The sequence below is a fragment of the Sphingomonas sp. 2R-10 genome, assembly GCF_030062225.1.
Taxonomy (GTDB): domain Bacteria; phylum Pseudomonadota; class Alphaproteobacteria; order Sphingomonadales; family Sphingomonadaceae; genus Sphingomonas.
This window is the reverse complement of the sequence record NZ_JASCXF010000002.1, coordinates 90,846-112,939: the sequence shown is the minus strand read 5'-3', so window position 1 is coordinate 112,939 and position 22,094 is coordinate 90,846. Positions and strand designations below refer to the sequence as shown.

The 22,094-nt window shown below is 67.3% G+C and carries 24 protein-coding genes; 14 read left to right on the top strand and 10 right to left on the bottom strand.

The annotated features are described in order from the left end of the window. Positions 1–2: 2 nt before the first annotated feature. Together QLH51_RS01515 and QLH51_RS01510 are read right to left on the bottom strand one after the other, a co-directional pair. Positions 3–896: a 5'-nucleotidase, lipoprotein e(P4) family gene (locus QLH51_RS01515; protein ID WP_125654258.1), complete on the bottom strand. Its 894-nt coding sequence runs from the start codon at positions 894–896 to the stop codon at positions 3–5. A 119-nt stretch (positions 897–1,015) separates the two neighbouring features. Next, a complete protein-coding gene (locus tag QLH51_RS01510) occupies positions 1,016–1,717 on the bottom strand; it encodes a CoA transferase subunit A (RefSeq protein WP_125653982.1) in 702 nt (233 codons plus the stop codon). Positions 1,718–1,844: 127 nt separating this feature from the next. Here QLH51_RS01510 and QLH51_RS01505 point away from each other — a divergent pair, with 127 nt between their 5' ends. Beyond that, positions 1,845–3,497 carry a thiamine pyrophosphate-binding protein gene (locus QLH51_RS01505; RefSeq protein WP_125653980.1) on the top strand — a complete coding sequence of 551 codons (1,653 nt, stop codon included), beginning with the start codon at positions 1,845–1,847 and terminating at the stop codon, positions 3,495–3,497. A 149-nt stretch (positions 3,498–3,646) separates the two neighbouring features. Here the strand turns inward: QLH51_RS01505 and QLH51_RS01500 are convergent, their stop codons facing one another. Both QLH51_RS01500 and thiS read right to left on the bottom strand, forming a co-directional pair. Continuing rightward, positions 3,647–3,829 (bottom strand): CsbD family protein, encoded by a 183-nt coding sequence (locus QLH51_RS01500; protein WP_125653978.1) that lies wholly within the window; start codon positions 3,827–3,829, stop codon positions 3,647–3,649. A 90-nt stretch (positions 3,830–3,919) separates the two neighbouring features. Beyond that, on the bottom strand, positions 3,920–4,924 hold the full coding sequence (thiS, locus tag QLH51_RS01495) for a sulfur carrier protein ThiS (RefSeq protein WP_125653976.1): 1,005 nt from the start codon (positions 4,922–4,924) through the stop codon (positions 3,920–3,922). A 110-nt stretch (positions 4,925–5,034) separates the two neighbouring features. Between thiS and aroQ the strand changes: the two genes are divergently transcribed. The 5 genes from aroQ to QLH51_RS01470 all read left to right on the top strand — a co-directional run bounded on the left by aroQ (position 5,035) and on the right by QLH51_RS01470 (position 10,051). Continuing rightward, positions 5,035–5,469: a type II 3-dehydroquinate dehydratase gene (aroQ, locus tag QLH51_RS01490; protein ID WP_125653974.1), complete on the top strand. Its 435-nt coding sequence runs from the start codon at positions 5,035–5,037 to the stop codon at positions 5,467–5,469. Between the two features lie 43 nt (positions 5,470–5,512). Next, positions 5,513–6,031, top strand: coding sequence for an acetyl-CoA carboxylase biotin carboxyl carrier protein (gene accB, locus QLH51_RS01485; protein WP_125653972.1), 519 nt, complete (start codon positions 5,513–5,515; stop codon positions 6,029–6,031). Between the two features lie 160 nt (positions 6,032–6,191). Beyond that, the gene (accC, locus tag QLH51_RS01480) at positions 6,192–7,541 is read left to right on the top strand and encodes an acetyl-CoA carboxylase biotin carboxylase subunit (RefSeq protein ID WP_125653970.1); all 1,350 of its coding nucleotides are present in this window, start codon (positions 6,192–6,194) and stop codon (positions 7,539–7,541) included. 196 nt (positions 7,542–7,737) lie between these two features. Beyond that, positions 7,738–8,073, top strand: coding sequence for an arsenate reductase (glutaredoxin) (gene arsC / locus QLH51_RS01475; RefSeq protein ID WP_125653968.1), 336 nt, complete (start codon positions 7,738–7,740; stop codon positions 8,071–8,073). A gap of 385 nt (positions 8,074–8,458) precedes the next feature. Continuing rightward, positions 8,459–10,051: a phospholipase D-like domain-containing protein gene (locus QLH51_RS01470; protein WP_125653966.1), complete on the top strand. Its 1,593-nt coding sequence runs from the start codon at positions 8,459–8,461 to the stop codon at positions 10,049–10,051. Between the two features lie 45 nt (positions 10,052–10,096). Here the strand turns inward: QLH51_RS01470 and QLH51_RS01465 are convergent, their stop codons facing one another. Beyond that, positions 10,097–10,336, bottom strand: a complete 240-nt coding sequence (locus tag QLH51_RS01465) for a hypothetical protein (RefSeq protein ID WP_125653964.1) — start codon at positions 10,334–10,336, stop codon at positions 10,097–10,099. Between the two features lie 242 nt (positions 10,337–10,578). On the opposite strand from QLH51_RS01465, the gene purL reads away from it, so the two are divergent. The 4 genes from purL to bfr all read left to right on the top strand — a co-directional run bounded on the left by purL (position 10,579) and on the right by bfr (position 14,935). Next, on the top strand, positions 10,579–12,792 hold the full coding sequence (purL, locus tag QLH51_RS01460) for a phosphoribosylformylglycinamidine synthase subunit PurL (protein WP_125653962.1): 2,214 nt from the start codon (positions 10,579–10,581) through the stop codon (positions 12,790–12,792). 57 nt (positions 12,793–12,849) lie between these two features. Continuing rightward, the gene (locus QLH51_RS01455; protein WP_125653960.1) at positions 12,850–14,091 is read left to right on the top strand and encodes a DUF418 domain-containing protein; all 1,242 of its coding nucleotides are present in this window, start codon (positions 12,850–12,852) and stop codon (positions 14,089–14,091) included. Between the two features lie 82 nt (positions 14,092–14,173). Continuing rightward, the gene (locus QLH51_RS01450) at positions 14,174–14,344 is read left to right on the top strand and encodes a (2Fe-2S)-binding protein (RefSeq protein ID WP_125653958.1); all 171 of its coding nucleotides are present in this window, start codon (positions 14,174–14,176) and stop codon (positions 14,342–14,344) included. A 102-nt stretch (positions 14,345–14,446) separates the two neighbouring features. Then, on the top strand, positions 14,447–14,935 hold the full coding sequence (bfr, locus tag QLH51_RS01445; protein WP_125653956.1) for a bacterioferritin: 489 nt from the start codon (positions 14,447–14,449) through the stop codon (positions 14,933–14,935). A 173-nt stretch (positions 14,936–15,108) separates the two neighbouring features. Here the strand turns inward: bfr and QLH51_RS01440 are convergent, their stop codons facing one another. Both QLH51_RS01440 and QLH51_RS01435 read right to left on the bottom strand, forming a co-directional pair. After that, positions 15,109–15,516 carry an Hpt domain-containing protein gene (locus QLH51_RS01440; RefSeq protein ID WP_125653954.1) on the bottom strand — a complete coding sequence of 136 codons (408 nt, stop codon included), beginning with the start codon at positions 15,514–15,516 and terminating at the stop codon, positions 15,109–15,111. Between the two features lie 98 nt (positions 15,517–15,614). Next, the gene (locus QLH51_RS01435) at positions 15,615–16,877 is read right to left on the bottom strand and encodes a NupC/NupG family nucleoside CNT transporter (RefSeq protein ID WP_125653952.1); all 1,263 of its coding nucleotides are present in this window, start codon (positions 16,875–16,877) and stop codon (positions 15,615–15,617) included. Positions 16,878–17,007: 130 nt separating this feature from the next. Here QLH51_RS01435 and QLH51_RS01430 point away from each other — a divergent pair, with 130 nt between their 5' ends. From QLH51_RS01430 to QLH51_RS01420, 3 genes are all read left to right on the top strand, one after another. After that, positions 17,008–17,664 carry a queuosine precursor transporter gene (locus QLH51_RS01430; protein WP_125653950.1) on the top strand — a complete coding sequence of 219 codons (657 nt, stop codon included), beginning with the start codon at positions 17,008–17,010 and terminating at the stop codon, positions 17,662–17,664. Positions 17,665–17,951: 287 nt separating this feature from the next. Continuing rightward, positions 17,952–18,848, top strand: a complete 897-nt coding sequence (gene argB / locus QLH51_RS01425; protein ID WP_125653948.1) for an acetylglutamate kinase — start codon at positions 17,952–17,954, stop codon at positions 18,846–18,848. Positions 18,849–18,909: 61 nt separating this feature from the next. Then, entirely contained in the window at positions 18,910–19,212 is a 303-nt protein-coding gene (locus QLH51_RS01420; protein WP_125653947.1) for a YggT family protein, read from the top strand. A gap of 133 nt (positions 19,213–19,345) precedes the next feature. Here QLH51_RS01420 and QLH51_RS01415 read toward each other — a convergent pair whose 3' ends face one another. From QLH51_RS01415 to QLH51_RS01405, 3 genes are all read right to left on the bottom strand, one after another. After that, positions 19,346–19,546, bottom strand: coding sequence for a helix-turn-helix transcriptional regulator (locus QLH51_RS01415; RefSeq protein ID WP_125653945.1), 201 nt, complete (start codon positions 19,544–19,546; stop codon positions 19,346–19,348). Beyond that, on the bottom strand, positions 19,543–19,959 hold the full coding sequence (locus QLH51_RS01410) for a hypothetical protein (RefSeq protein ID WP_206428729.1): 417 nt from the start codon (positions 19,957–19,959) through the stop codon (positions 19,543–19,545). Before QLH51_RS01410 ends, QLH51_RS01415 begins: the two co-directional genes overlap by 4 nt. Before the next feature lie 65 nt (positions 19,960–20,024). Beyond that, complete coding sequence (locus QLH51_RS01405; protein WP_125653941.1) at positions 20,025–20,894, bottom strand: 3-hydroxyacyl-CoA dehydrogenase NAD-binding domain-containing protein; 870 nt, start codon at positions 20,892–20,894, stop codon at positions 20,025–20,027. An 87-nt stretch (positions 20,895–20,981) separates the two neighbouring features. Here QLH51_RS01405 and QLH51_RS01400 point away from each other — a divergent pair, with 87 nt between their 5' ends. Further along, positions 20,982–22,034, top strand: a complete 1,053-nt coding sequence (locus tag QLH51_RS01400) for a DUF1176 domain-containing protein (RefSeq protein WP_125653939.1) — start codon at positions 20,982–20,984, stop codon at positions 22,032–22,034. Positions 22,035–22,094 lie beyond the last annotated feature (60 nt).

The following is a 22,094-nucleotide window of genomic DNA, read 5'->3' as shown; positions in this document are numbered from 1 at the left end:
GGTTACTCCTTGCGCGCGCCTGGATCGCTCCAGCGCAGATCATTGGGGAACACGTCGTCGAAATCACCGGCCAGCGCGGTGCCGTATACGGGGTTGGGCAGCACGAACCAGCCATTGCCCCACAGACCGGCGATCGCCGGCGAATCCGCCGCCGCCCGCCGCTCGGCGGGTTTCAGCCCGGCATTGAACAGGTCGCTGAAATCGCCCAGCTGGTCGCCGACCAGCGCGACGACGCAGAATTTGGCGGCGATCAGTGCCCGCCGGGCATCCTTGGCCGATCCGCCCGGCGCATCGCCTTTCAGGAAAAGCGTGCTGCCATGTCGTGCGGGGCCAAGGCCGGCGCGGTTCAGCACGGCCTCGGTGAACGAAGCGGTCGCGGCGTTGCGGTTCGAATTGAACACGACGGTCACCCCCGCCGCACGCAGCTGCGCCAGTGCCTCGACCGCACCGGGCACCGCCCGCGTCGCGCGCCCGTCCGAACGCTCCCACCGTTCCCAGCGCGCCGCGTCATAGGACAGGCCGCCACGCGCATCGGCATATTCATACCCGGTGTTGAGCAGCACGGTCTCGTCGACGTCGAACACGACGGCGGCCTTGCCGGTGCAGGGCAGCTGCCCCGGCTGTGCCAGCGTCGCGCCGGGCGCCAGCACCGCCGAGAGCGGCATCCGCCGCAGCGTCGTGCGGTCGCGCTGATATTGCTGCACATAGCGGACCAGCGCCGAATAGGCCTGCCGGCTCGCCGCCGCCGCCTCGCCCGAACCGTAGAGATACTGCATCCCCGACGGCACGCCCGCTACGGTGGCGGGCGCCGCCGGTGCCGACTGGTTCCCGACCGCGACGACGCAGCCCGACAGGGCGAACGCGGCAGTGCCGAGGGTCAGCGCGCGGTGTACCATAGCGGACACTCCCGTATCCCCGCGAAGGCGGGGATCCAGAGCCACCGGCGCGGACGTCGGCGCTTCACCACCCTCGATCCCCGCCTGCGCGGGAATACCGGACAATCGCCGCAAGCCCATCACGCCCGCTCGCGCACGGTACGGAACTCGATCTGCTTGTCGTACGGCGCGCCGACGATCATCCGCTTCACGTAGATCCCCGGCAGGTGGATCGCATCGGCGTCGAGCGACCCCACCGGCACCACTTCCTCGACCTCGGCGACGCAGATGTTCGCGGCGGTCGCCATCGGCTGGTTGAAGTTGCGCGCGGTCTTGCGGAAGATAAGGTTGCCGGCCTCGTCGGCCTTCCACCCCTTGATGATCGCCACATCGGCGCGGATGCCGCGTTCGAGGATGTAATCCTCGCCGTCGAACTGCTTCACCTCTTTCCCTTCCGCGATCAGCGTGCCGACCCCGGTCCTGGTATAGAAGCCCGGAATCCCCGCCCCGCCCGCGCGACAGCGTTCGGCCAGCGTCCCCTGCGGACAGAACTCGACCTCCAGCTCTCCGCTCAGATATTGCCGCTCGAACTCCTTGTTCTCGCCGACATAGCTCGAGATCATCTTCCTGACCTGCCGGCTGCGCAGCAGCTTGCCCAGCCCCTGTCCGTCGATCCCGGCATTGTTGCTGGCGATGGTCAGGTCCCTGACCCCCGACGCCTCGATCGCGTCGATCAGGCGTTCGGGAATGCCGCACAGCCCGAAACCGCCCGCGCACAGCGTCATGCCGTCATGGAGCAGCCCGTCGAGCGCGGCCTGCGCATTCGGGTACAGCTTCTTCATCGCCACTCTCCCAACAGTCTTCTGCGTCCGGATTACGCATGGCCGGCACGACGGGTCAAGAACCTGAACCGCCCTTCAACTTCGTGCGCCACTGGCGCCGCGCGGCACCGGCGGTTAGCGTGTCGTCATGACAGATTCGCGCACCGGCGGCCGTATCCTGGTCGATGCCCTCGTCACCCATGGCTGCGACCGCATCTTCCATGTGCCGGGCGAAAGTTTCCTCGCCGTGCTCGACGCGCTGCACGATACGCCCGCGATCGACCTCGTGACCTGCCGGCAGGAAGGGGGCGTCGGCTTCATGGCCTGTGCCGACGGCGTGCTGACCGGGCGGCCGGGCGTCGCCTTCGTCACCCGCGGCCCCGGCGCCACCAACGCCTCGATCGGGGTCCATGTCGCGCGGCAGGATTCGGTGCCGATGCTGTTGTTCATCGGCGACGTCGACCGGGGGATGCGCGACCGCGAAGGGTTTCAGGAGGTCGATTTCCCGGCGATGTTCGCGCCGCTTGCAAAGCTGGTGCTGCGCATCGACGATCCGGCGCGCATCCCCGAATATGTCGCGCGCGCGTGGCGCACCGCGACATCCGGACGGCCGGGACCGGTGGTGATCGCCTTGCCGGAGGACATGCTGTGCGAAACAGCGACCGTCGCCGACCGGCCGCCGCTCGCGAAACTGGAAACCACGCTCGACCCCGCCAACTTCGGCGCGGTTCTGACAGCATTGCGCACCGCCCGACGCCCCGTGGCGATCGTCGGCGGGGCGGGCTGGAACGCGGCCACCGGCGCAACCTTCGCCGACTTCGCCGAACGCTGGGGCATCCCCGTCGCCGGCGCCTTCCGCCGGCAGGACGCCATCGCCAACGATCACCCGGCATGGGCCGGTAATCTCGGCTATGGCCCCGCCCCCCGACTGGTCCGGCGGATCAGGGATGCCGACCTGCTGCTGGTGATCGGCGCGCGGCTGGGGGAGGCGACTACCGACGGCTATACCCTAATCACCCCCGACCATCCGGGCCAGACGCTGATCCACGTCCATCCCGACCCCGCCGAACTCGACCGCGTCTACCACGCCGATCTGGCCATCGCCGCCGATCCGTCCGCCTTCGCCCGGATGCTCGCCCAAGCCGAGCCGCCCGCCGCAGCGCTTCCGGCGGGCACCGAGGCCCATGCCGAATGGCTGGCATGGTCCACCCCCGCGCCGCGCGACGTGACGCTCGATCTCGGCCCCTGCGTCGCCGCGATGCGCGACCGGCTGTCGGGGTACGACACGATCATCTGCAACGGCGCGGGCAATTTCTCGGGGTGGTGGCACCGCTACTGGCACTATGGCTGGTCCGGCACCCAACTCGCCCCGACCTGCGGCGCGATGGGCTATGGCACGCCGGCCGCCGTCGCAGCCGCGCTGCGCGAGCCGGACAAACTCGCGGTCGCGATCGCGGGCGATGGCGATTTCCTGATGAACGGACAGGAACTGGCGACCGCGATCCAGCATCGCGCCAACCTGCTCGTCATCCTCGTCGACAATGGCGGCTACGGCACGATCCGCATGCATCAGGAACGCGAATATCCCGCGCGGGTCAGCGGCACCGGCCTCACCAACCCCGATTTCGCCGCGCTCGCCCGCGCCTATGGCGGCTGGGCCGAGACGGTCGAAACCACCGCGCAGTTCGCCCCGGCGCTCGACCGCGCCCTGGCGCGCACCGGCGTCCGCCTGCTCCATATCAGGACCGACATCGACGTCATCACCCACGGCACCACCATCGCCGCGATCCGGGAGCGTTAGGTTGGGTCGGGTCGGGTCGACCTGCCGCATCGCCGGGTTTCATCCCGCGCCCTGACCCGACACCCCGAAAACGAAAAGGGCCGCCCCGGTTTCCCGGAGCGGCCCTGCACCATCCGCCACTACATCGGCGGTACGCGGTGCCTGTCAGCTCAGATCTTGTCGCCGAGCGCGCCCTTGACGCTGCCCTTGACGTCCTGACCGGTGCCCTTGACCTGCTGGGCCTCGCCCTCGGCTTCCAGACGCTCGTTGTCGGTCGCCTTGCCGATGGCTTCCTTCACGTTGCCGGCGACCTTGTTGCCTGCTGCGGCGAGCTTGTCGGTGAATTCACCCATGAATGGCTCCTGTCAGTTGGCGAGGTGTCCCTCGCTGGATTGCGATTATACAAAAGCGCAAAGCCACCGACCGGTTCCATCAAAGTTGATTCAAATCAGACCGGCCAAGGGACTCGACGGATCGGCATAGCGCCGCCGCTGCATCCGCCCGGCGCGATAGCCCATGCGCCCCGCCTCCACCGCCGCCTTCATCGCCGCAGCCATCAGCACCGGGTCCTTCGCCTCGGCAATCGCGGTGTTCATCAGCACCCCGTCGCAGCCCAGCTCCATCGCCACCGTCGCGTCCGACGCCTGCCCCACGCCGGCATCGACCAGCACCGGCACCTTCGCCCCCTCCACGATCAGCCGGATCGTGACGAGGTTCTGGATGCCAAGGCCCGACCCGATCGGCGCGCCCAGCGGCATGATCGCGACCGCGCCGGCATCCTCCAGCCGCTTCGCCGCGATCGGATCGTCGACGCAATAGACCATCGGCAGGAAGCCCTCGTTCGCCAGCACCTCGGTCGCCCGCAGCGTCTCGACCATGTCGGGATACAGCGTGCGCGCCTCGCCCAGCACCTCCAGCTTCACCAGGTCCCAGCCGCCTGCTTCCCGCGCGAGGCGCAGCGTCCGGATCGCGCTGTCGGCGTCGAAGCAGCCGGCGGTATTGGGCAGATAGGTGATCTTCTTGGGGTCGATATAGTCGGTCAGCATCGGCGCCTTGGGATCGCTGACGTTCACGCGGCGCACCGCGACGGTCACGATCTCGGCGCCCGACGCGGCGACCGCGGCGGCATTCTGTTCGAAATCCTTGTACTTGCCGGTGCCGACGATCAGCCGCGAGGTGAAGGTCCGCCCCGCCACGCTCCACGTATCGGCATCGATCGCCCTGGCATGATCGCCACCGCCGACGAAATGCACGATCTCCAGCTCGTCGCCATCCTCGACCTTCACCTGCGTCAGCGTCGATCGCGGCACGACCTCCAGATTGCGCTCGACCGCTACCTTTTCGGGCACCAGTCCGATCTGCGCGGTCAGCTCGGCCAGCGTGATGCCGTCGCGAACGCGCATATGGTCGCCATTGACCATGATGCTGATGGTGCCGTCGGTGTGCATGTCGTCTCCTGTGCCCTGTACGCCAAAGCCTCGACTTAGCGGGTCCGCTCCGGGTATGGTGCGCCGCATATAGGGAGGGCAGCCAAGCCCCCGCAACCGAAAGCGCCCCGTTGCCCGCCACCGTCTTCGTCCTCAACGGCCCGAACCTGAACCTGCTCGGCCTGCGCGAGCCGGAAATCTACGGCCACGACACGCTCGACGACATCGCCGGGATGCTGGAGGACCGCGCCCGCGAACTGGACCTTGCGATCGACCTGCGCCAGTCGAACCACGAAGGCCATCTGGTCGACTGGCTGCACGAGGCGCAGGCGGAGGGTGCGAAGGCGGTGCTGCTCAACGCCGGCGCCTTCACCCACACCTCGATCGCGCTCCACGACGCGATCAAGGCGGTGAAGACCCCGGTGATCGAGGTCCATCTGTCAAATCCGCATACCCGCGAAGCCTTTCGTCACATCAGCTATGTCGGGCGCGCGGCGCGCGGCACGGTGGCGGGGTTCGGCGCGCTTTCCTATCTGGTCGCGCTTGAAGCGGCCGCCCGCATCTGACAAGGGCGCGGTTTTTTATAAAGAGATACCTTTGGGGGTTACCATGGCAGACGACAATCAGGGCGAAGGAACGCCGTTCACCAGCCACGCGATGCGCGTCGACATCGACCTCGTCCGCGCGCTGGCACAGGTTCTCGACGAAACCGACCTGACCGAGGTCGAGGTGGAGGACGGCGCGCGCAAGGTCCGCGTGGTGCGCAAGCCCGCGCCGATCGCGCAGGCGACCTATGCCCCCGCCTATGCCCCGCAGGCCGCGCCCCAGCCGCAACTCGCCGGCGCCGCCGCGACCACGATCGAGGCCGGTGCCGCCGTCGCACCCGTAAGCGCCGTGCCGCCGGTCACCTCGCCGATGGTCGGCACCGTCTATCTGGCCGCCAATCCCGAAGCCAAGCCGTTCATCACGGTCGGGCAGAAGGTCGCGGCGGGCGACACGCTGGTGATCGTCGAGGCGATGAAGGTCATGAACCCGATCGTCGCGCCGGCGGCCGGCACCGTGACGCAGATTCTGGTGTCGAACGGCCAGCCGGTCGAATTCGACCAGCCGCTGGTGGTCGTGGAGTAATCGCAACGCACCCCGCCCCTTCCGTTCGTGCTGAGTAGGGACTGAGCTTGTCGAAGGCCCGTATCGAAGCAGCCGTCCTTCGATACGCCCTTTCGACTTCGCTCAATGGCTACTCAGGACAAGCGGGCCGGTGGGTGCCACGCGATCTAGGAACAAAGATATGCCCGACATCAAGAAACTGCTGATCGCCAATCGCGGCGAAATCGCGCTCCGCATCCACCGTGCCTGCCACGAAATGGGGATCAAGACAGTCGCGGTCCATTCGACCGCCGATGCCGATGCGATGCACGTGCGCCTCGCCGACGAGGCGATCTGCATCGGTCCGCCCTCGGCGACCGACAGCTATCTCAACATCCCCAACATCATCTCGGCCGCCGAGATCAGCGGCGCCGACGCGATCCATCCGGGCTATGGCTTCCTGTCGGAAAACGCCAAGTTCGCCGAGATCGTCGAACTGCACAACCTGATCTTCGTCGGACCCAAGCCCGAGCATATCCGGGTGATGGGCGACAAGGTCGAGGCGAAGCGCACCGCCGGCAAGCTCGGCCTGCCGCTGGTTCCCGGTTCCGACGGCCCGATCGCCGATGTCGCGGAGGCGAAGGCGATCGCCGCGTCGATCGGCTATCCGGTCATCATCAAGGCCGCGTCGGGCGGCGGCGGACGCGGCATGAAGGTATGCGCCAGCGAGGACCAGCTCGAAACGCTGATGCAGCAGGCGGGCAGCGAGGCGAAGGCCGCGTTCGGCGACGCCACCGTCTACATGGAGAAATATCTCGGCAACCCGCGCCATATCGAGTTCCAGGTGTTCGGCGACGGCAACGGCCATGCGGTGCATCTGGGCGAGCGCGACTGCTCGCTGCAACGCCGCCACCAGAAGGTGCTGGAGGAAGCGCCCTCGCCCGTCCTCGGACAGGCCGACCGCGACCGGATGGGCGGCATCTGTGCAAAGGCGATGGCCGACATGGGCTATCGCGGTGCGGGCACGATCGAATTCCTGTGGGAAGACGGCGAGTTCTACTTCATCGAAATGAACACCCGCCTGCAGGTTGAACATCCGGTGACCGAGATGATTACCGGCCTCGACCTTGTCCGCGAACAGATCCGCGTCGCCGAAGGGCACGGCCTGTCGTGCGAGCAGGAACAGATCCGCTTCCACGGCCATGCGATCGAATGCCGGATCAATGCCGAGGACCCGCGCACCTTCGCGCCCTCGCCCGGCACGGTGAAGCACTTCCATGCCCCCGGCGGGATGCACGTCCGCGTCGATAGCGGCCTGTACGCCGGCTACAAGGTGCCGCCCTATTACGACAGCATGATCGCCAAGCTGATCGTCTACGGCACCACCCGCGAACGCTGCCTGATGCGCCTGCGCCGCGCGCTGGAGGAGTTCGTGATCGAGGGGATGAAGACCACCATCCCGCTGCACCAGGCGCTGCTGGACGATCCCGAATTTCAGGCCGGCGACTATACGATCAAGTGGCTGGAGGACTGGCTGGCCAGGAACGACTGAACTGAACTCCTCTCCGCTTTGCGGGGAGGAGTTTGATCGAACGTAACGCCTAAATCCTCCCCGAAACGGGGAGGGGAACCATCCGAAGGATGGTGGAGGGGGGCTTCCCCAATCGCAACGGCGCTGGAGCCGGCCAACCCCTCCGCCCCTCGTCGACGCGAACGGTCCCCCTCCCCGCACCGGGGAGGATACGCAAATGAAAGCCACGATCTACCACAACCCGCGCTGCTCCAAATCCCGCGCGGCGCTCGCGCTGCTAACGCAGGCCGGCGCCGACGTGACGGTCGTCGAATATCCGAAGACCCCGCCGACCCGCGACGCCCTTGCCGCCCTGCTCGCGCGTGCCGGCCTGACCCCACGCGACGCGCTGCGCACCGGCGAAGCCGAGGCCGGACCGCTCAAGGACGCCGACGACGCGCGCATCCTCGACGCGATGGTCGTCTACCCGATCCTGATCGAACGCCCGATCGTCGAAACGGCAAAGGGCGTCCTGATCGCCCGCCCGCCGGAGCGCGTCCACGAGTTGCTGTAGCAGCCCGCGCAACCATTTGTTGCGCCCGCCCCGAACGTCATCCCAGCGAAGGCCGGGATGTCCCGGTGGTAGCGCGCAGCACGAGCCGAGGGAGACCGCAGCCTTCGCCGGGGTGACGGTTCCATACCGATGGATCGAACTCTGACAGGACGGTCACACCGTATCGCGCCATCCGAAAAACCACTTTCCTACACGCCAACCCCCTGCCACCCTCGCCGCACGCTCTTTCCTACCGTCCGCCGAGGCCACCCACCCCGAACGTCATCGATCCCACATCGCCACAAACCGCGCGCAAGTGTGACCTTTGTGACCTTTGGGCCACCAAAGCCGCGCCGACCCACCGCAATCGCTTGGAACCGTAACGATAGGATGCCATGGCAGGCGCATGGCGCGTCATACCCCACCGCTCGAACCGGGTCGCAACTGCTGGCGGATCGAGCGTGCCACGCGCGCGACCGTGCTGGTCGATGCCGACAACTACTTCACCCATGCCCGCGACGCGATGCTGAAGGCGAAGAAGCAGATCATGCTGATCGGCTGGGACTTCGACGCACGCATCCGGTTCAAGACCGATGCCGCCAGCGAAGGCCCGGAAAAGGTCGGCGCGTTCATCAGCTGGCTGGTGCGCCGCACGCCGGGCCTGCAGGTCCATATCCTGCGCTGGGACACCGGCGCGATCAAGACGCTGTTCCACGGTCAGACGCTGGTCCGCATCGCGAAGTGGATCAAGGACCCGCAGGTGCATCTGCGCCTCGACGGTCACCACCCGATCGCCGGGTCGCATCACCAGAAGGTCGTAGTGATCGACGACGACGTGGCGTTCTGCGGCGGGATCGACATGACGGTCGACCGTTGGGACACGCGCGATCACCGCGACGACGATCCCCGCCGGGTCGAGCCCGACGGCACCCCCTACCAGCCATGGCACGACGTCACGACCGCGCTCGAAGGGCCGGTCGCCGCGGCGCTGGGCGCAATGTGCCGCCATCGCTGGGCGATCTCCGGCGGCGGCGAACTGCCCGCGCCGACCGGCACCGGCGGCTGCTGGCCGACCGGGCTCGACGCCGACTTCACCGATATCGAGGTCGCGATCGCCCGCACCATTCCCGAAATGACCGAACAGGAACCGGTGCACGAGATCGAGACGCTCTATCTCGACCTGATCGCGCGTACCGAGCGCTTCCTCTATGCCGAGAGCCAGTATTTCGCCTCGCGCAAGATCGCCGAGGCGATCGCGAAGCGGCTCGACGAACCCGACGGTCCGGAGATCGTGATCGTCAACCCGACCACGGCCGAAGGCTGGCTGGAGCCCGTCGCGATGGATTCCGCCCGCGCCCGGCTGTTCCAGGCGCTGAAGGAACGCGACCGCCACGACCGGCTGCGGCTCTACCACCCCTTCACCGCCGGCGGCACCGCGATCTATGTCCATGCCAAGGTGACGGTGATCGACGACCAGCTGCTGCGCGTCGGCTCGTCCAACTTCAACAATCGTTCGCTGCGGCTCGACACCGAATGCGACGTGACGGTCGATGCGACGCGCCACGCCAACGCCGACGAACGCCGGACCATCGCCGGCATCCGTGATTCCCTTCTCGCCGAGCATCTCGGGGTGGAATGCAAGACGATCCAGACGACGCTGGCACGCACCGGCTCGCTGATCGCGACGATCGAGGAGCTGCGCGGCGAGGGCCGCTCGCTGCGCCCCTACGAGATCCCCGATCTCGGCGCGGTCACCGAATGGCTGGCCGACAACAAGATCCTCGATCCCGAGGGGCCGGGCGAGATGTTCGAATCGCTGTCGGAGCGGACGCCGCTGCTCAAGCGGCTGAAGAAGCATCGCCCGCATCTGCACCGGGCGGACGAAACGCTGTCGCCGGTCATGACCGCGGTGGCGGTGGGCGGTACCGTCGCGGGCGGTACGCTGATCGGCATGATGCTGTGGCAGGCGTGTAAGAAGCGCGGCACGCCGCCGCGGTAGCAAGCGGGGCGGGGCGTCGATCGCGACGCCCCGCCCGACCCGGACTTAGTTGCTGTCCGACTTGTCGTCGTCGACGGCGATGAAGACGCCGCCGGCGATGATCGCCGCACCCAGCAGCGCGAACACGATGCCGCCGCCGGCCAGCTTCTGGCCACCCTTGGTCGGGGCGGTCGCGCGGACCGACTTGGCGACCGACAGCGCCGACGCGTTCTGCGCGGCGTTGGCGGCGACCGGGGCCGCAGCCAGCGTCGTGGCGGCGATCGCCGTCAGGAACTTCGAAACCATTCACATTCTCCCTTACTCGGCATGATGCCATGCTACGCCGAGCTCGGCGACGCGGGCCACCGACGCTTGGCGTTGCCATGGGTTCCCACAATCGCGGGCTCTCCGTAACGTTATACGTGCGTTGCAGCATTTTTGTTCCGTCACTGTCCCCTTTCTGCAACGCAACACTGCCGGCGTGTTACAATCGGGCCGTGCAACAAACCGGCTGGCACCGCCCGGCTCCGCGCGCTAGAGGCGCAGCCATGACCCAGATCACGCCCGAGATCGTCGCCGAACACGGCCTGTCGCCCGAGGAATATGATCGCGTCCTGCACGCGATGGGCCGCGAGCCGAACCTGACCGAACTCGGCATCTTCTCGGTCATGTGGTCGGAACATTGCAGCTATAAATCCAGCCGCATCCACCTGAAGAAGCTGCCCACCACCGGACGTCAGGTCATCTGCGGTCCGGGGGAGAATGCCGGCGTCATCGATATCGGCGACGGTCAGGCGGCGATCTTCAAGATGGAGAGCCACAACCACCCGTCCTATATCGAACCCTATCAGGGCGCGGCGACGGGCGTCGGCGGCATCCTGCGCGACGTGTTCACCATGGGCGCACGGCCGATCGCGAATCTCAACGCGCTGCGCTTCGGCCGGCCCGACCATCCCAGGATGCGCCACCTGATCGCCGGCGTGGTCCATGGCATCGGCGGTTACGGCAACTGCGTCGGCGTGCCGACGGTCGGCGGCGAGGTGAATTTCCACCCGGCCTATGACGGCAACATCCTCGTCAACGCGATGACCGTCGGCATCGCCGATCAGGACAAGATCTTCTATTCGGCCGCATCGGGCGTCGGCAATCCGATCGTCTATGTCGGGTCGAAGACCGGCCGCGACGGCATCCACGGCGCGACCATGGCCTCGGCCGACTTCGGCGAGGATGCCGAGGAGAAGCGCCCGACCGTGCAGGTCGGCGACCCCTTCACCGAAAAGCTGCTGATCGAGGCATGCCTCGAACTGATGGCGTCGGACGCGATCGTCGCGATCCAGGACATGGGCGCCGCCGGCCTCACCTCCTCCTCGGTCGAAATGGCGTCGAAGGGCGGGGTCGGCATCGAACTGGTCATGGACGACGTGCCGCAGCGCGAACGCGGCATGACCCCGTACGAGATGATGCTGTCGGAAAGCCAGGAGCGGATGCTCATGGTGCTCAAACCCGGCCGCGAGGATTTCGCCCGCGCGATCTTCGACAAATGGGAACTCGACTTCGCGGTCATCGGCCATGTCACCGACACCGGGCGCATGGTGCTGAAATGGCAGGGCGACGTGGTGGCGGACATTCCGCTTGCCCCGCTGGCCGACGACGCGCCGCTGTACGACCGGCCGCACGTGCCGACGCTCAGGCCGGCCGAGCTGACCGACGTTCCCGAATGCGCCGATCCTGCTGCCGATCTCGTCAGGCTGATGGGATCGCCCGACATCGCGTCGCGTCGCTGGATCTGGGAACAATATGACCACATGGTCGGCGCGAACACCGTGCAGCGCCCCGGCGGCGACGCGGCGGTGGTGCGGGTGCACGGTACGCAGAAGGCGCTGGCGATGACCACCGACTGCACCCCGCGCTATTGCTTCGCCGACCCGGTCGAGGGCGGGAAACAGGCGATCGCCGAAGCCTATCGCAACCTGACCGCGGTCGGCGCGACGCCGCTGGCCGTCACCAACTGCCTGAACTTCGCCAACCCGCAGCGGCCCGAGATCATGGGCCAGATCGTCGGCTGTCTGGAGGGGATGAGCGAGGCGTGCCGCGCGCTCGACTTCCCGATCGTGTCGGGCAACGTGTCGCTCTACAATGAATCGAAGGCCACCGGCGGCGGCTCGGCGATCCTGCCGACCCCGGCGATCGGCGGCGTCGGCTTGCTGGCGGACTGGGAAAAGTCGGCGACGATCGCGTTCAAGCAGACCGGCGACATCATCCTGCGCGTCGGCGACCGCACCGGGTCGCTCGGCCAGTCGCTGTGGCTGCGCGAGTTGCACGGCCGCGAGGAAGGCCCGCCGCCGCCGGTCGACCTCGAGGGCGAACGCCGCACCGGCGGCTATATCCGCCGCGCGATCCTGTCGGGACAGATCACCGCCTGCCACGACGTAAGCGACGGCGGCGTCGCGGTGACGGTCGCGGAAATGGCGCTGGCGGGCAGGGTCGGCGCGATCCTCGACCGCAAGCTGCCGTTCGACGACATCGCCCGCTCGCTGTTCGCCGAGGACCAGGGCGTCTACATCGTCACCGTCCACGACCATGCCCTGCTCGAATTCCTGCAGGGCGCGGAAAAGGCCGGGGTCGACGCCGAACCGATCGGCCGGACGATCGGCAGCCGGATCATCTTCGAACTGACCGATGGCGACTTCGCCGTATCGCTCGACGACCTGCGCGCCGCGCACGAAGGCTTCTTCCCGGCGCTCATGGGAGCGGTGGCATAGGCGCCGCCCTCGCCTGACGCGCTTCCCCCTGCCCGCGCGATCGGGCAGGGGATTTCCATGACCTGCCCCCGCCCCGCCGCCGAACGTATCATCACGCTCGACGTCGTGCGCGGCGTGGCGGTGATGGGCATCCTGTTCGTCAATATCCTCGGCTTCGCGCTGCCCGATGCCGCGCGGCTCAGCCCCCGTGCGTGGGGACTGGCGGGGCCGGCCGACCTGTGGGCCTATGTCGCGACGATGGTCGCGTTCGACGGCAAGATGCGCGGGCTGTTCTCGTTCCTGTTCGGCGCCTCGCTGCTGCTGGTGGTCGACCGCGCGCAGGCGGGCGGCGCGGACCCGGCGGCGGTCCATTACCGGCGGATGGCGTGGCTGTTCGTCCTCGGCCTCGCCCATGCCACGCTGCTGTGGTCGGGCGACATCCTGATGCACTATGCGCTGGTCGGCGCGGTCGCCTATGGCTTTCGCGGCATGTCGGTGCGCGGGATGATTGGCTTCGGCATCCTCTTCGCCGTGCTCACCTGGCTGTTCCTCGGCTCGATCGCGCTTTCCTATTACGCGATGCAGGCCGCCCATACCCCCGCCGCCGTGCAGGGCCTGCGCGATTTCGAAAACGGCTTCGGCATCCCCGCCCCGGCCCTGCTGGCGCAGGAGATCGCGCTGTTCCGCGGCACCTATGCCGGGATCGCGGGGCACAATGTCGCCGAACTCGCCACGACGCTGTTCAACGTGCTGTTCATCGGGTTCGAGACGCTGGGCTATATGCTGTTCGGCATGGCGGCGTTGCGCAGCGGGATGCTGACCGGTGCGTGGCCGCGACGCCGGCTGCGCCGCTGGGCGGTGACCGGCATCGGTATCGGCGGGACCGGCTATGTCCTGCTTACCGCATGGATGCTCGCCCATGGTCTGGACACCGGCCCGGTCCTCACCGGCGCCTTTGCGGTCGCACCGCCGCTGCGCGCCATCATGATCCCGGGCTATGCCGCCGCGATCCTGCTGTCGGCCGGGAGCGGCGCGATCACCGCCCGGGTCGCGGCGGTCGGGCGGATGGCGCTCAGCAACTATCTGGCGAGCAGCATCGTGATGTGTTGCGTCTTCTACGGCTGGGGCCTCGGGCAGTTCGGGGCGTGGCCCCGCGCCGCGCTGTACCTGCCCGTCCTCGCGATGTGCGCGGCGATGCTGGCATGGTCGGCGCCGTGGCTTGCCCGGCATCGTTACGGCCCGTTCGAATGGCTGTGGCGCTCGCTCGCCCGATGGCGGCGACAGCCGCTGCGCGTCGACCGGAGCGCATCGATACGGTGAGTTGATGCGAATCATCCGCAAGAGTTCTTGCGAACGACTTTCACTACCATTATACGCACGTTCGTCAGAGCGAGGGTCGAATATGGTCGTGTGCGTCTGTAATGCATTGAAGGAACGCGATGTCCGCGCGGCAGCCCGTGGTGGTGCGAGCAGCGCGTGTCAGGCATATCGTGCGCTGGGCTGCCAGGCGAAATGCGGTCAGTGCGTGCCGTTCGCGCGAGCCATTATCGATGCGGAACGTGCGGCTGCATAGCGTTCGCACCTGCTGAAACCCGCGGATTTCCGCCATTTTTTGACTGTCGTTCGTTGCCCAAACCGCGTATGGGCCGTCCATCATCATAAAAGGACGAACGACGTGAAGGGCGATGCAAAGGTCATCGAGTTCCTCAACGAGGCGCTCAAGAACGAGCTGACGGCGGTCAACCAGTATTGGCTGCACTATCGCCTGCTCGACCATTGGGGCGTCCACAAGCTCGCCCAGTTCGAACGCCACGAATCGATCGACGAGATGAAGCACGCCGACCGTCTGGCCGAGCGTATCCTGTTCCTCGACGGCCTGCCCAATTTCCAGCTGCTCGGACGCCTGCGCGTCGGTGAATCGGTCGAGGAAGTGCTGAAGGCCGACCTCGCGATTGAGGTCGAGGCGGTGGCGCAGCTGCGCGAAGCCGTCGCCTATTGCGAGAGCATTCGCGATTTCGTCAGCCGCGACCTGTTCGCCGAGATCCTGATGAACGAGGAAGAGCATGTCGACACGCTGGAAACCCAGTTCGAGATGATCGAGCGCATGGGCATCCAGAACTATGTCCAGCTGAACTCGGTCGCCGAATACGACAAGCACGCCTGATCCGCCCGACCGGCTGCGTTGCGCAGCCGGTCGCTTGCGGCGAATTGACGCGGACGCCGCGCGAACACTTCGTCGCCCCGGACTTGATCCGGGGCGACGGCATTGGGAAGACATGGCCTGATCGCGCAGTGCTTGCCCGTCTGGGCACCCCGTCGACGCCCGTCCGGCAAAACCTACAGCGCGACGGGACGCTTGCCGAACCCGGTCGGGCGGCGGGTGGCCAGCGGGTTGTTGTCGCGGTCGAGCATCGCCAGCGTCGCGTCGAACGTCGGGCGCAGGCGGGCGACATGCTCCATCGCCTCGGTCGGCACGTCGCGCAGCTCGACGCAGCTGCGCGCGATCGTTTCGATCCCTTCGGCGATGTCCGCCAGCATCTCGGCGCCGAACTGGCGCGATTCGCCCTTCAGCGTGTGCGCGGGCAGCACCATCGCCGCCGCATTCTGATCGCGCATCGCGGCCTCGATCGCGCGGACCGACTTGATCCCGTCCTCGCGGAAATAACCGAGAATCCGGACGAAATTCGCGCCCAGTTCGGCGCGCGCCGCCGCCAGCACCCGCTGATCGATCAGTTCGTCGTTCATGTTCGCGGTCCCCGTCACTCAACTGCACGCCGCGTCCGGCGCGATAGAGCCTTCCCTACCGCCTGCGTCGTAAACAAGGCGTTTATGACGAACGCGGTTCAGCTGAGCAGCAACCCCGCCAGCGCCGCCGACATCAGGTTGGCGAGACTGCCGGCGACCAGGGCGCGGATGCCCAGCTTCGCGATCATCGGCCGCTGGTTGGGCGCAAGGCTCCCGGTCACTGCCATCTGGATCGCGATCGACGAGAAATTGGCGAAGCCGCACAGTGCGAAGGTGATGATCGCGACCGTCCGGGTCGACAGCTGCGCGCCCGCCTCGCCCAGCGAGATATAGGCGACGAACTCGTTCAGCACGACCTTCTGCCCGAACAGGCCGCCGGCGATCCCCGCCTCGTTCCACGGCACGTTCAGCAGGACCATGACCGGCGCGAAGACATAGCCGAGCAACCGCTGGAAGCTGAGGTCGGCGACCCCGAACCAGTTGCCGACCCCGCCGAGCAGCCCGTTGGCCAGCGCCACCAGCGCGACGAACGCCAGCACCATCGCGCCGACCGCCACCGCCAGCTTGACGCCGGTCTGCGCGCCCTGCGCCGCCGCCATGATGATGTTGGCCGGGCGTTCCTCGTCGTGCGTCGCCTCGGCCAGCGCGATCGCCTCGGCCTCGCGGTCGTCGCCCAGCGGCAGTTCGCCCGCCGCCGGTTCGGGGGTGTCGGGCATGATGATCTTGGCCATCAGGATGCCGCCCGGTGCCGCCATGAAGCTGGCGGCCAGCAGGAAATCGATGCGGATGCCCATCGACGCATAGGCCGCCAGGATCGTGCCCGCCACGCCGGCCATGCCGCTGGTCATGACGGTGAACAGCTGCGCCGGGGTCAACCCGCTGAGATAGGGGCGGATGACGAGCGGCGATTCGCTCTGTCCGACGAAGATGTTGGCGGCGGCGCACAACGATTCGACCTTGCTGACGCCGATCACCTTCTCGATACCGCCGCCGATCCAGCGCACCACCAGCTGCATGATCCCCAGATAATAGAGGATCGACACCAGCGACGCGAAGAAGATGATGACCGGCAGCGCGGCGATGGCGAAGCTCTGCCCGCCGATCTCCGGCCGGGCCAGCGGTCCGAACAGGAACGACGTGCCGGCATTGGCGTAGGCGAGCAGGTTGGCGACCCCGCCCGACAGGAAGCCCAGCACGCCCTTGCCCCAGGGGGTGTAGAGCACCAGTACCGCGATCCCGACCTGCAGCGCGAACGCCGCACCGACCACGCGCAGCCGGATCGCCCGGCGGTTGGTCGACAATGCGACGGCGATCCCCAGAATCACGACGATGCCGGCGATGCCGATCAGAAAACGAGTCATGTAAGCGATTACCCTGCCCCGCCGCCCGCCCCGGACGGCCCAAACCGCCGTGACATGCCATGCCGGTGCCCGCGACGCCAGCGGCCACAAACGCTTTTGCCATCAGCAGTTTTCGGGACTAGCAAGGGCCATGACGACCCCTTCCCCGCCGGCGCCCGCGACGATCACCATCCCCCGCGCGCTGTTCATCTTTTCGATCTTCTATGGCGGCATGGTCTGCATCGCCGGGGTGCTGGGCAACAAGCAGGTCGCGATCGGCCCGCTCGCGGTCGAGGCGGGCATCTTCGCCTTCCTGCTGCTGGTCGTGGTGTCGAGCGCGGTCGCCGAACTCTACGGCGCGCTGCGCGCCAAGCATCTCGTGTGGTTCGGCTTCCTGCCGCTGCTCGCCTCGATGCTGCTGGTCGCGATCGTCCTCGAACTGCCCGCTGCGAAAAGCATGGAGGCCGATCGCCTCGCCGCCTTCGACCTCGTCATGCGCTCCAACCTGCGCATCTGGATGGCGGGGATCGTGGCGTACGGTGTGTCGCAGACGCTGAACGTGACGATCTTCGGCTGGTTGAAGCGGGGGGAAGGCCGGATGCTGTGGCTGCGCGCCGCCGTTTCCAGCGTGCTGTCGCAGATCGTCGACACGCTGATCTTCATCACCGTCGCCTTTTACGGCGTGTTTCCGATCGGCCAGCTGGTCGTCGGGCAGATGCTGGCGAAGGTCGTGCTGTCGATCGTGCTGGTCCCGCCGCTGATCTACGCGTTCGTCGGGCTGGGGCGGCGGCTGGATCGGGTGCGGTAGGAAGGATTCGGTTTCACGCGAAGGCGCGGAGGCGCGGAGAGAAGGAAGGAAGTTTTGGTTCGCGCAGAGGCGCAGAGAACGCAGAGAGGTGGTGGGGCCGGCGATTGCATCTTGTCCGGCGAAGCCCTCTGATTTCGCGGCGGCGAAGATGAAGTGCCGCTGTCGCGGCGGGCGCATCCCCTCTGCGTTCTCTGCGCCTCTGCGCGATCAAACCCTTCTCTTCCTCCGCGCCTCCGCGTGAACCAGCTTCTTCCTTCCGATCCCCGACCCCGCTACAGCGCGCACCCATGACGAACGCTCCCGACCCGAAGATGCTCGCCAAGGCGGAAACGCTGACCGAGGCGCTGCCCTATCTGCAACGCTATGCCGGTCGCACCTTCGTGGTGAAATATGGCGGCCACGCGATGGGCGACCCCGAACTGGCGCGCGACTTCGCCGAGGACGTCGTGCTGCTGAAGCAAGTCGGCATCAACCCGGTCGTGGTGCATGGCGGTGGACCGCAGATCGGCGCGATGCTCAAGCGCCTCGGCGTCGAATCGCGCTTCGTCGACGGCCTGCGCGTCACCGACGCCGCGACTGCCGAGGTCGCGGAGATGGTGCTGGCGGGCAAGATCAACAAGGAAATCGTCGCGTGGATCGCGGCAGCAGGCGGCAAGGCGGTCGGCATCTCGGGCAAGGACGCGCGCCTCGTCATCGCCGAAAAGGTGGGCCGCAACGAACCCGATCGCGCACAGGGGATCGAACGCCATGTCGACCTGGGCTTCGTCGGCACGCCGGTCGCGGTCGACCCGACCATCCTGCACAGCCTCGCGCGCGACGGCTTCATTCCCGTCGTCGCCCCGGTGGCACTGGGCGCCGATGGCGAGACGTACAACATCAACGCCGACACCATGGCCGGCTCGATCGCCGGGGCGATGGGCGCGTCGCGCTTCTTCCTGCTGACCGATGTCGCCGGCGTGCTCGACAAGACCGGCGAGCTGCTGACCGACCTCGACGCCGCGCGGATCGCCGAGCTGAAGGCCGACGGCACGATCAAGGGCGGCATGATCCCGAAGGTCGAGACGTGCGTGTCGGCGGTGGCGCAGGGCGTCGACGCAGCGGTCATCCTCGATGGTCGCGTACCGCACGGGATGCTGCTCGAAATCTTCACCCAGCAGGGTGCCGGCACGCTGGTACACGCGTAAGGCTTGGAGACTGCGGGCTGCGTCCCTATAGTCGGAGCCCAACCGCGAAAGGCCCCATCCGTTGAACGTCCTGCTCGATATCATTCAGGTGCTGCTGAACGTGGTGTGGTGGATCATCATCGTACAGGCGCTCCTGTCGATCCTGATCGCGTTCAACGTCATCAACACCCACAACGATTTCATCCGCTCGCTTTATCGCGGCCTCGCGACGGTGACCGAACCGATCTATCGGCCGATCCGGCGGGTCCTGCCCGATTTCGGCGCGCTCGACTTCGCGCCGTTCGTCGTGCTGGTGCTGATCGGCATCCTGCAGGGCATCATCCTGCCCGCCATCTATCGCGCGACGGTGGCTACGTTCATCTAACTCTCAGGGTTTGATCCATTCGCACGGAAACGTCACCCCAGCGTAGGCTGGGGTCTCCATCGGCTCCTGCTGCGCGCTGCCATCGGGAGATCCCGGCCTTCGCCGGGATGACGTCCGTTTCAATAGGGATGGATCAAACTCTGGTCGGGCTGACGAAGACGTCCTCGATCGTCACTTCGAACAATTCGGCGATACGGAACGCCAGCGGTAGCGACGGGTCGTAGCGGCCCGTCTCGATCGCGTTGACGCTCTGGCGCGATACGTCGAGCCGCTCGGCCAGATGCTGCTGCGACCAGCCGCGTACCGCCCGCAGTTCCTTGAGATGGTTGTTCATTCGGCCGGGTTCGTCAGCCGGGCGTGCAGCGCCATCGCGCACTGGACGATCCCCATCGCGCCGCACCAGAACGGAAAGACGAGGAAGGTCGGCGGATGGCCGACGACGCCGTTATTCTCCAGAAACCCCCACACCGTCGTCGCGGCGAGCAGCAGCCCGGTCCCGCCCAGCATCGCCATCACCAGCTGGTTGCGAATGAACTCGTCCCGCTCCTCGCGCAGATACATCCCCATGACGATGATGACGCCCACCAGCGGGATCGCCGGCAATACCGACATCAGCCCCAGCGTCGCGCCAGCGATCGTACCATGGCGTTGCGCCGCGCTGACCCCGATCAGGATCAGGGCGTAGGAACCCATCAGCGGCATGAACCGCATCAGATAGCGCCGTTGCGCCGGATTGCGTCGTTCCATGTCGGCGTCCTCCATTAATGTGAAGGACGCTTTACATGACAAGCTTGCTTTACGTCAAGTGTCCTTTACCTGGTCGGTACCGGCTCCGGTCCCGAATAGTCGTAGAAGCCGCGCTTGACCTTGCGGCCGTACCAGCCCGCCTCGACATATTTGACGAGCAGCGGCGCGGGGCGGAACTTGGGGTCGCCGGTCCCTTCGAACAGTACGCGGATGATTTCGAGACAGGTGTCGAGCCCGATGAAGTCCGCCAGGGTGAACGGCCCCATCGGGTGATTGAGCCCCAGCTGGCACGCCGCATCGATATCGGCGATAGTCGCCACCCCCTCGCCCAGCGCGAAGCACGCCTCGTTCAGCATCGGCATCAGGACGCGGTTGACGATGAAGCCCGGCGCGTCGTTGGCATGGACGATGCGCTTGTCGAGGCTCTGCCCGAACGCCTCGACCGCCGCGACCGTCGCGTCGCTGGTGGCAAGGCCGCGGATCAGTTCGATCAGGCCCATCACCGGCACCGGATTGAAGAAGTGCACCCCCATGAACCGCGCCGGATCGGGTGCGGCCTGCGCCAGCCGCGTGATCGGGATCGACGAGGTGTTGCTGGCGAGGATCGCGGTGTCGGACAGCGCCTTGCCGACGGTTTCGAAGATCTGGCGCTTGATCGCTTCCCGTTCGGTCGCCGCCTCGATCACCAGATCGCACGGGCCCATCGCGGCAAGGTCACCTACGGGAGTGATCTGGGCGAGTGCGGCGTCGGCGTCGGCTTGGGTAATCTTTTCCTTCGACACGGCACGGGCCAGCTGCTTGCCGATTCCGTCCTTGCCCGCCTGTGCGCGGTCGACCGATACGTCCGACAGCAGCACCGCATAGCCCGCCTGCGCCGAAACCTGGGCGATGCCCGCCCCCATCTGGCCTGCGCCGATCACGCCAATCGTCTTCATCTCTCGTCCTCTCTACGCCGCCGTTTCACGGCTCGAACGCGGCAATAGCGGCTTTCGATCGGACGCGCATGCCGGTATCGCACCACCATGCGCCGTTTTCTGTCCCTCGCCCTGCCGCTGACGCTCCTTGCCTGCAACGGCCCGTCGGAGCCGCCCGGCGCAGTGCCCACGCCTGCGCCCGTCCCGGTCACCGACACCGCGACGCCGCCGCGCCCGCTGCCGCTCGCGCGCTTCGGCGACTGGGCGGTCGGCTGCGACAATGGCGGCACGTGCCAGACGGGATCGCTGATGCCCGAGGACGGCGACGCGCCCGCACTGACGCTGTCGATCGAACGCGGCCCCGGCCCCGACGCACCGGTCGCGATCCGGCTGCGCAGCCAGGCGACGATCGCGCTGCCGCTGACCGCGCAGGTCGATGGCGAAGCGGTCGCCCGCGGCGGCACGGCCCGGAACGAGGCGATCGAGCTGACCGGCGCCCCGGCAATGGCGCTGGCGACCCGGCTCGCCACGGGCCGGACGCTGACCCTGCTCGACGCCAACGGTGCGACGGTCACGACCATGCCGCTCAAGGGCGCGTCCGCGGCGCTGCGCTGGATCGACGACCGGCAGGGCCGCGCCGGCACCACCGGCGCGCTGGTCGCAAAGGGCAGCAGGCCCGACACCCGCCCCGCCCCCGCGCTCCCCGTCGTGCGCGCAGCGGCGATCAGCGGCGAGGCGGCGTTGCTCGACCCCCTGCTCGTCACCCGCATGCGCAAGGAGGCCGGCTGCGACGAGGACGACCTGCCCGAGGCGACGACCCAGACGCTCGACGGTCCGCGCACGCTGGCGATCGTACCTTGTGCGCAAGGGGCATATAACCTCCTGTCCGCGCTGTTCGTCGTCGAGCGCGGCACCGCCGTCCCCGCGCAGTTCGACCAGCCGGTCGCCGGCGATCCCGCCGACGACCTCGTCTACAACGCGACGTTCGAGGACGGCATCCTCGACACCTTTGCCAAGGGTCGCGGGCTCGGCGACTGCGGCGTCGTGCAGCGTTACGCGTGGGACGGCACCCGCTTCCGCCTGATCGAACTGCGCGAGATGGCGGAATGCCGTGGCAATCCCGACTTCATCCGGACGTGGAGCGCACGGGTGATCCGGTAAGGGCCCGTCGTCACGCTCGAACCGTCACGTCGCCCCGGCGCAGGCCGGGGTCTCGACCGG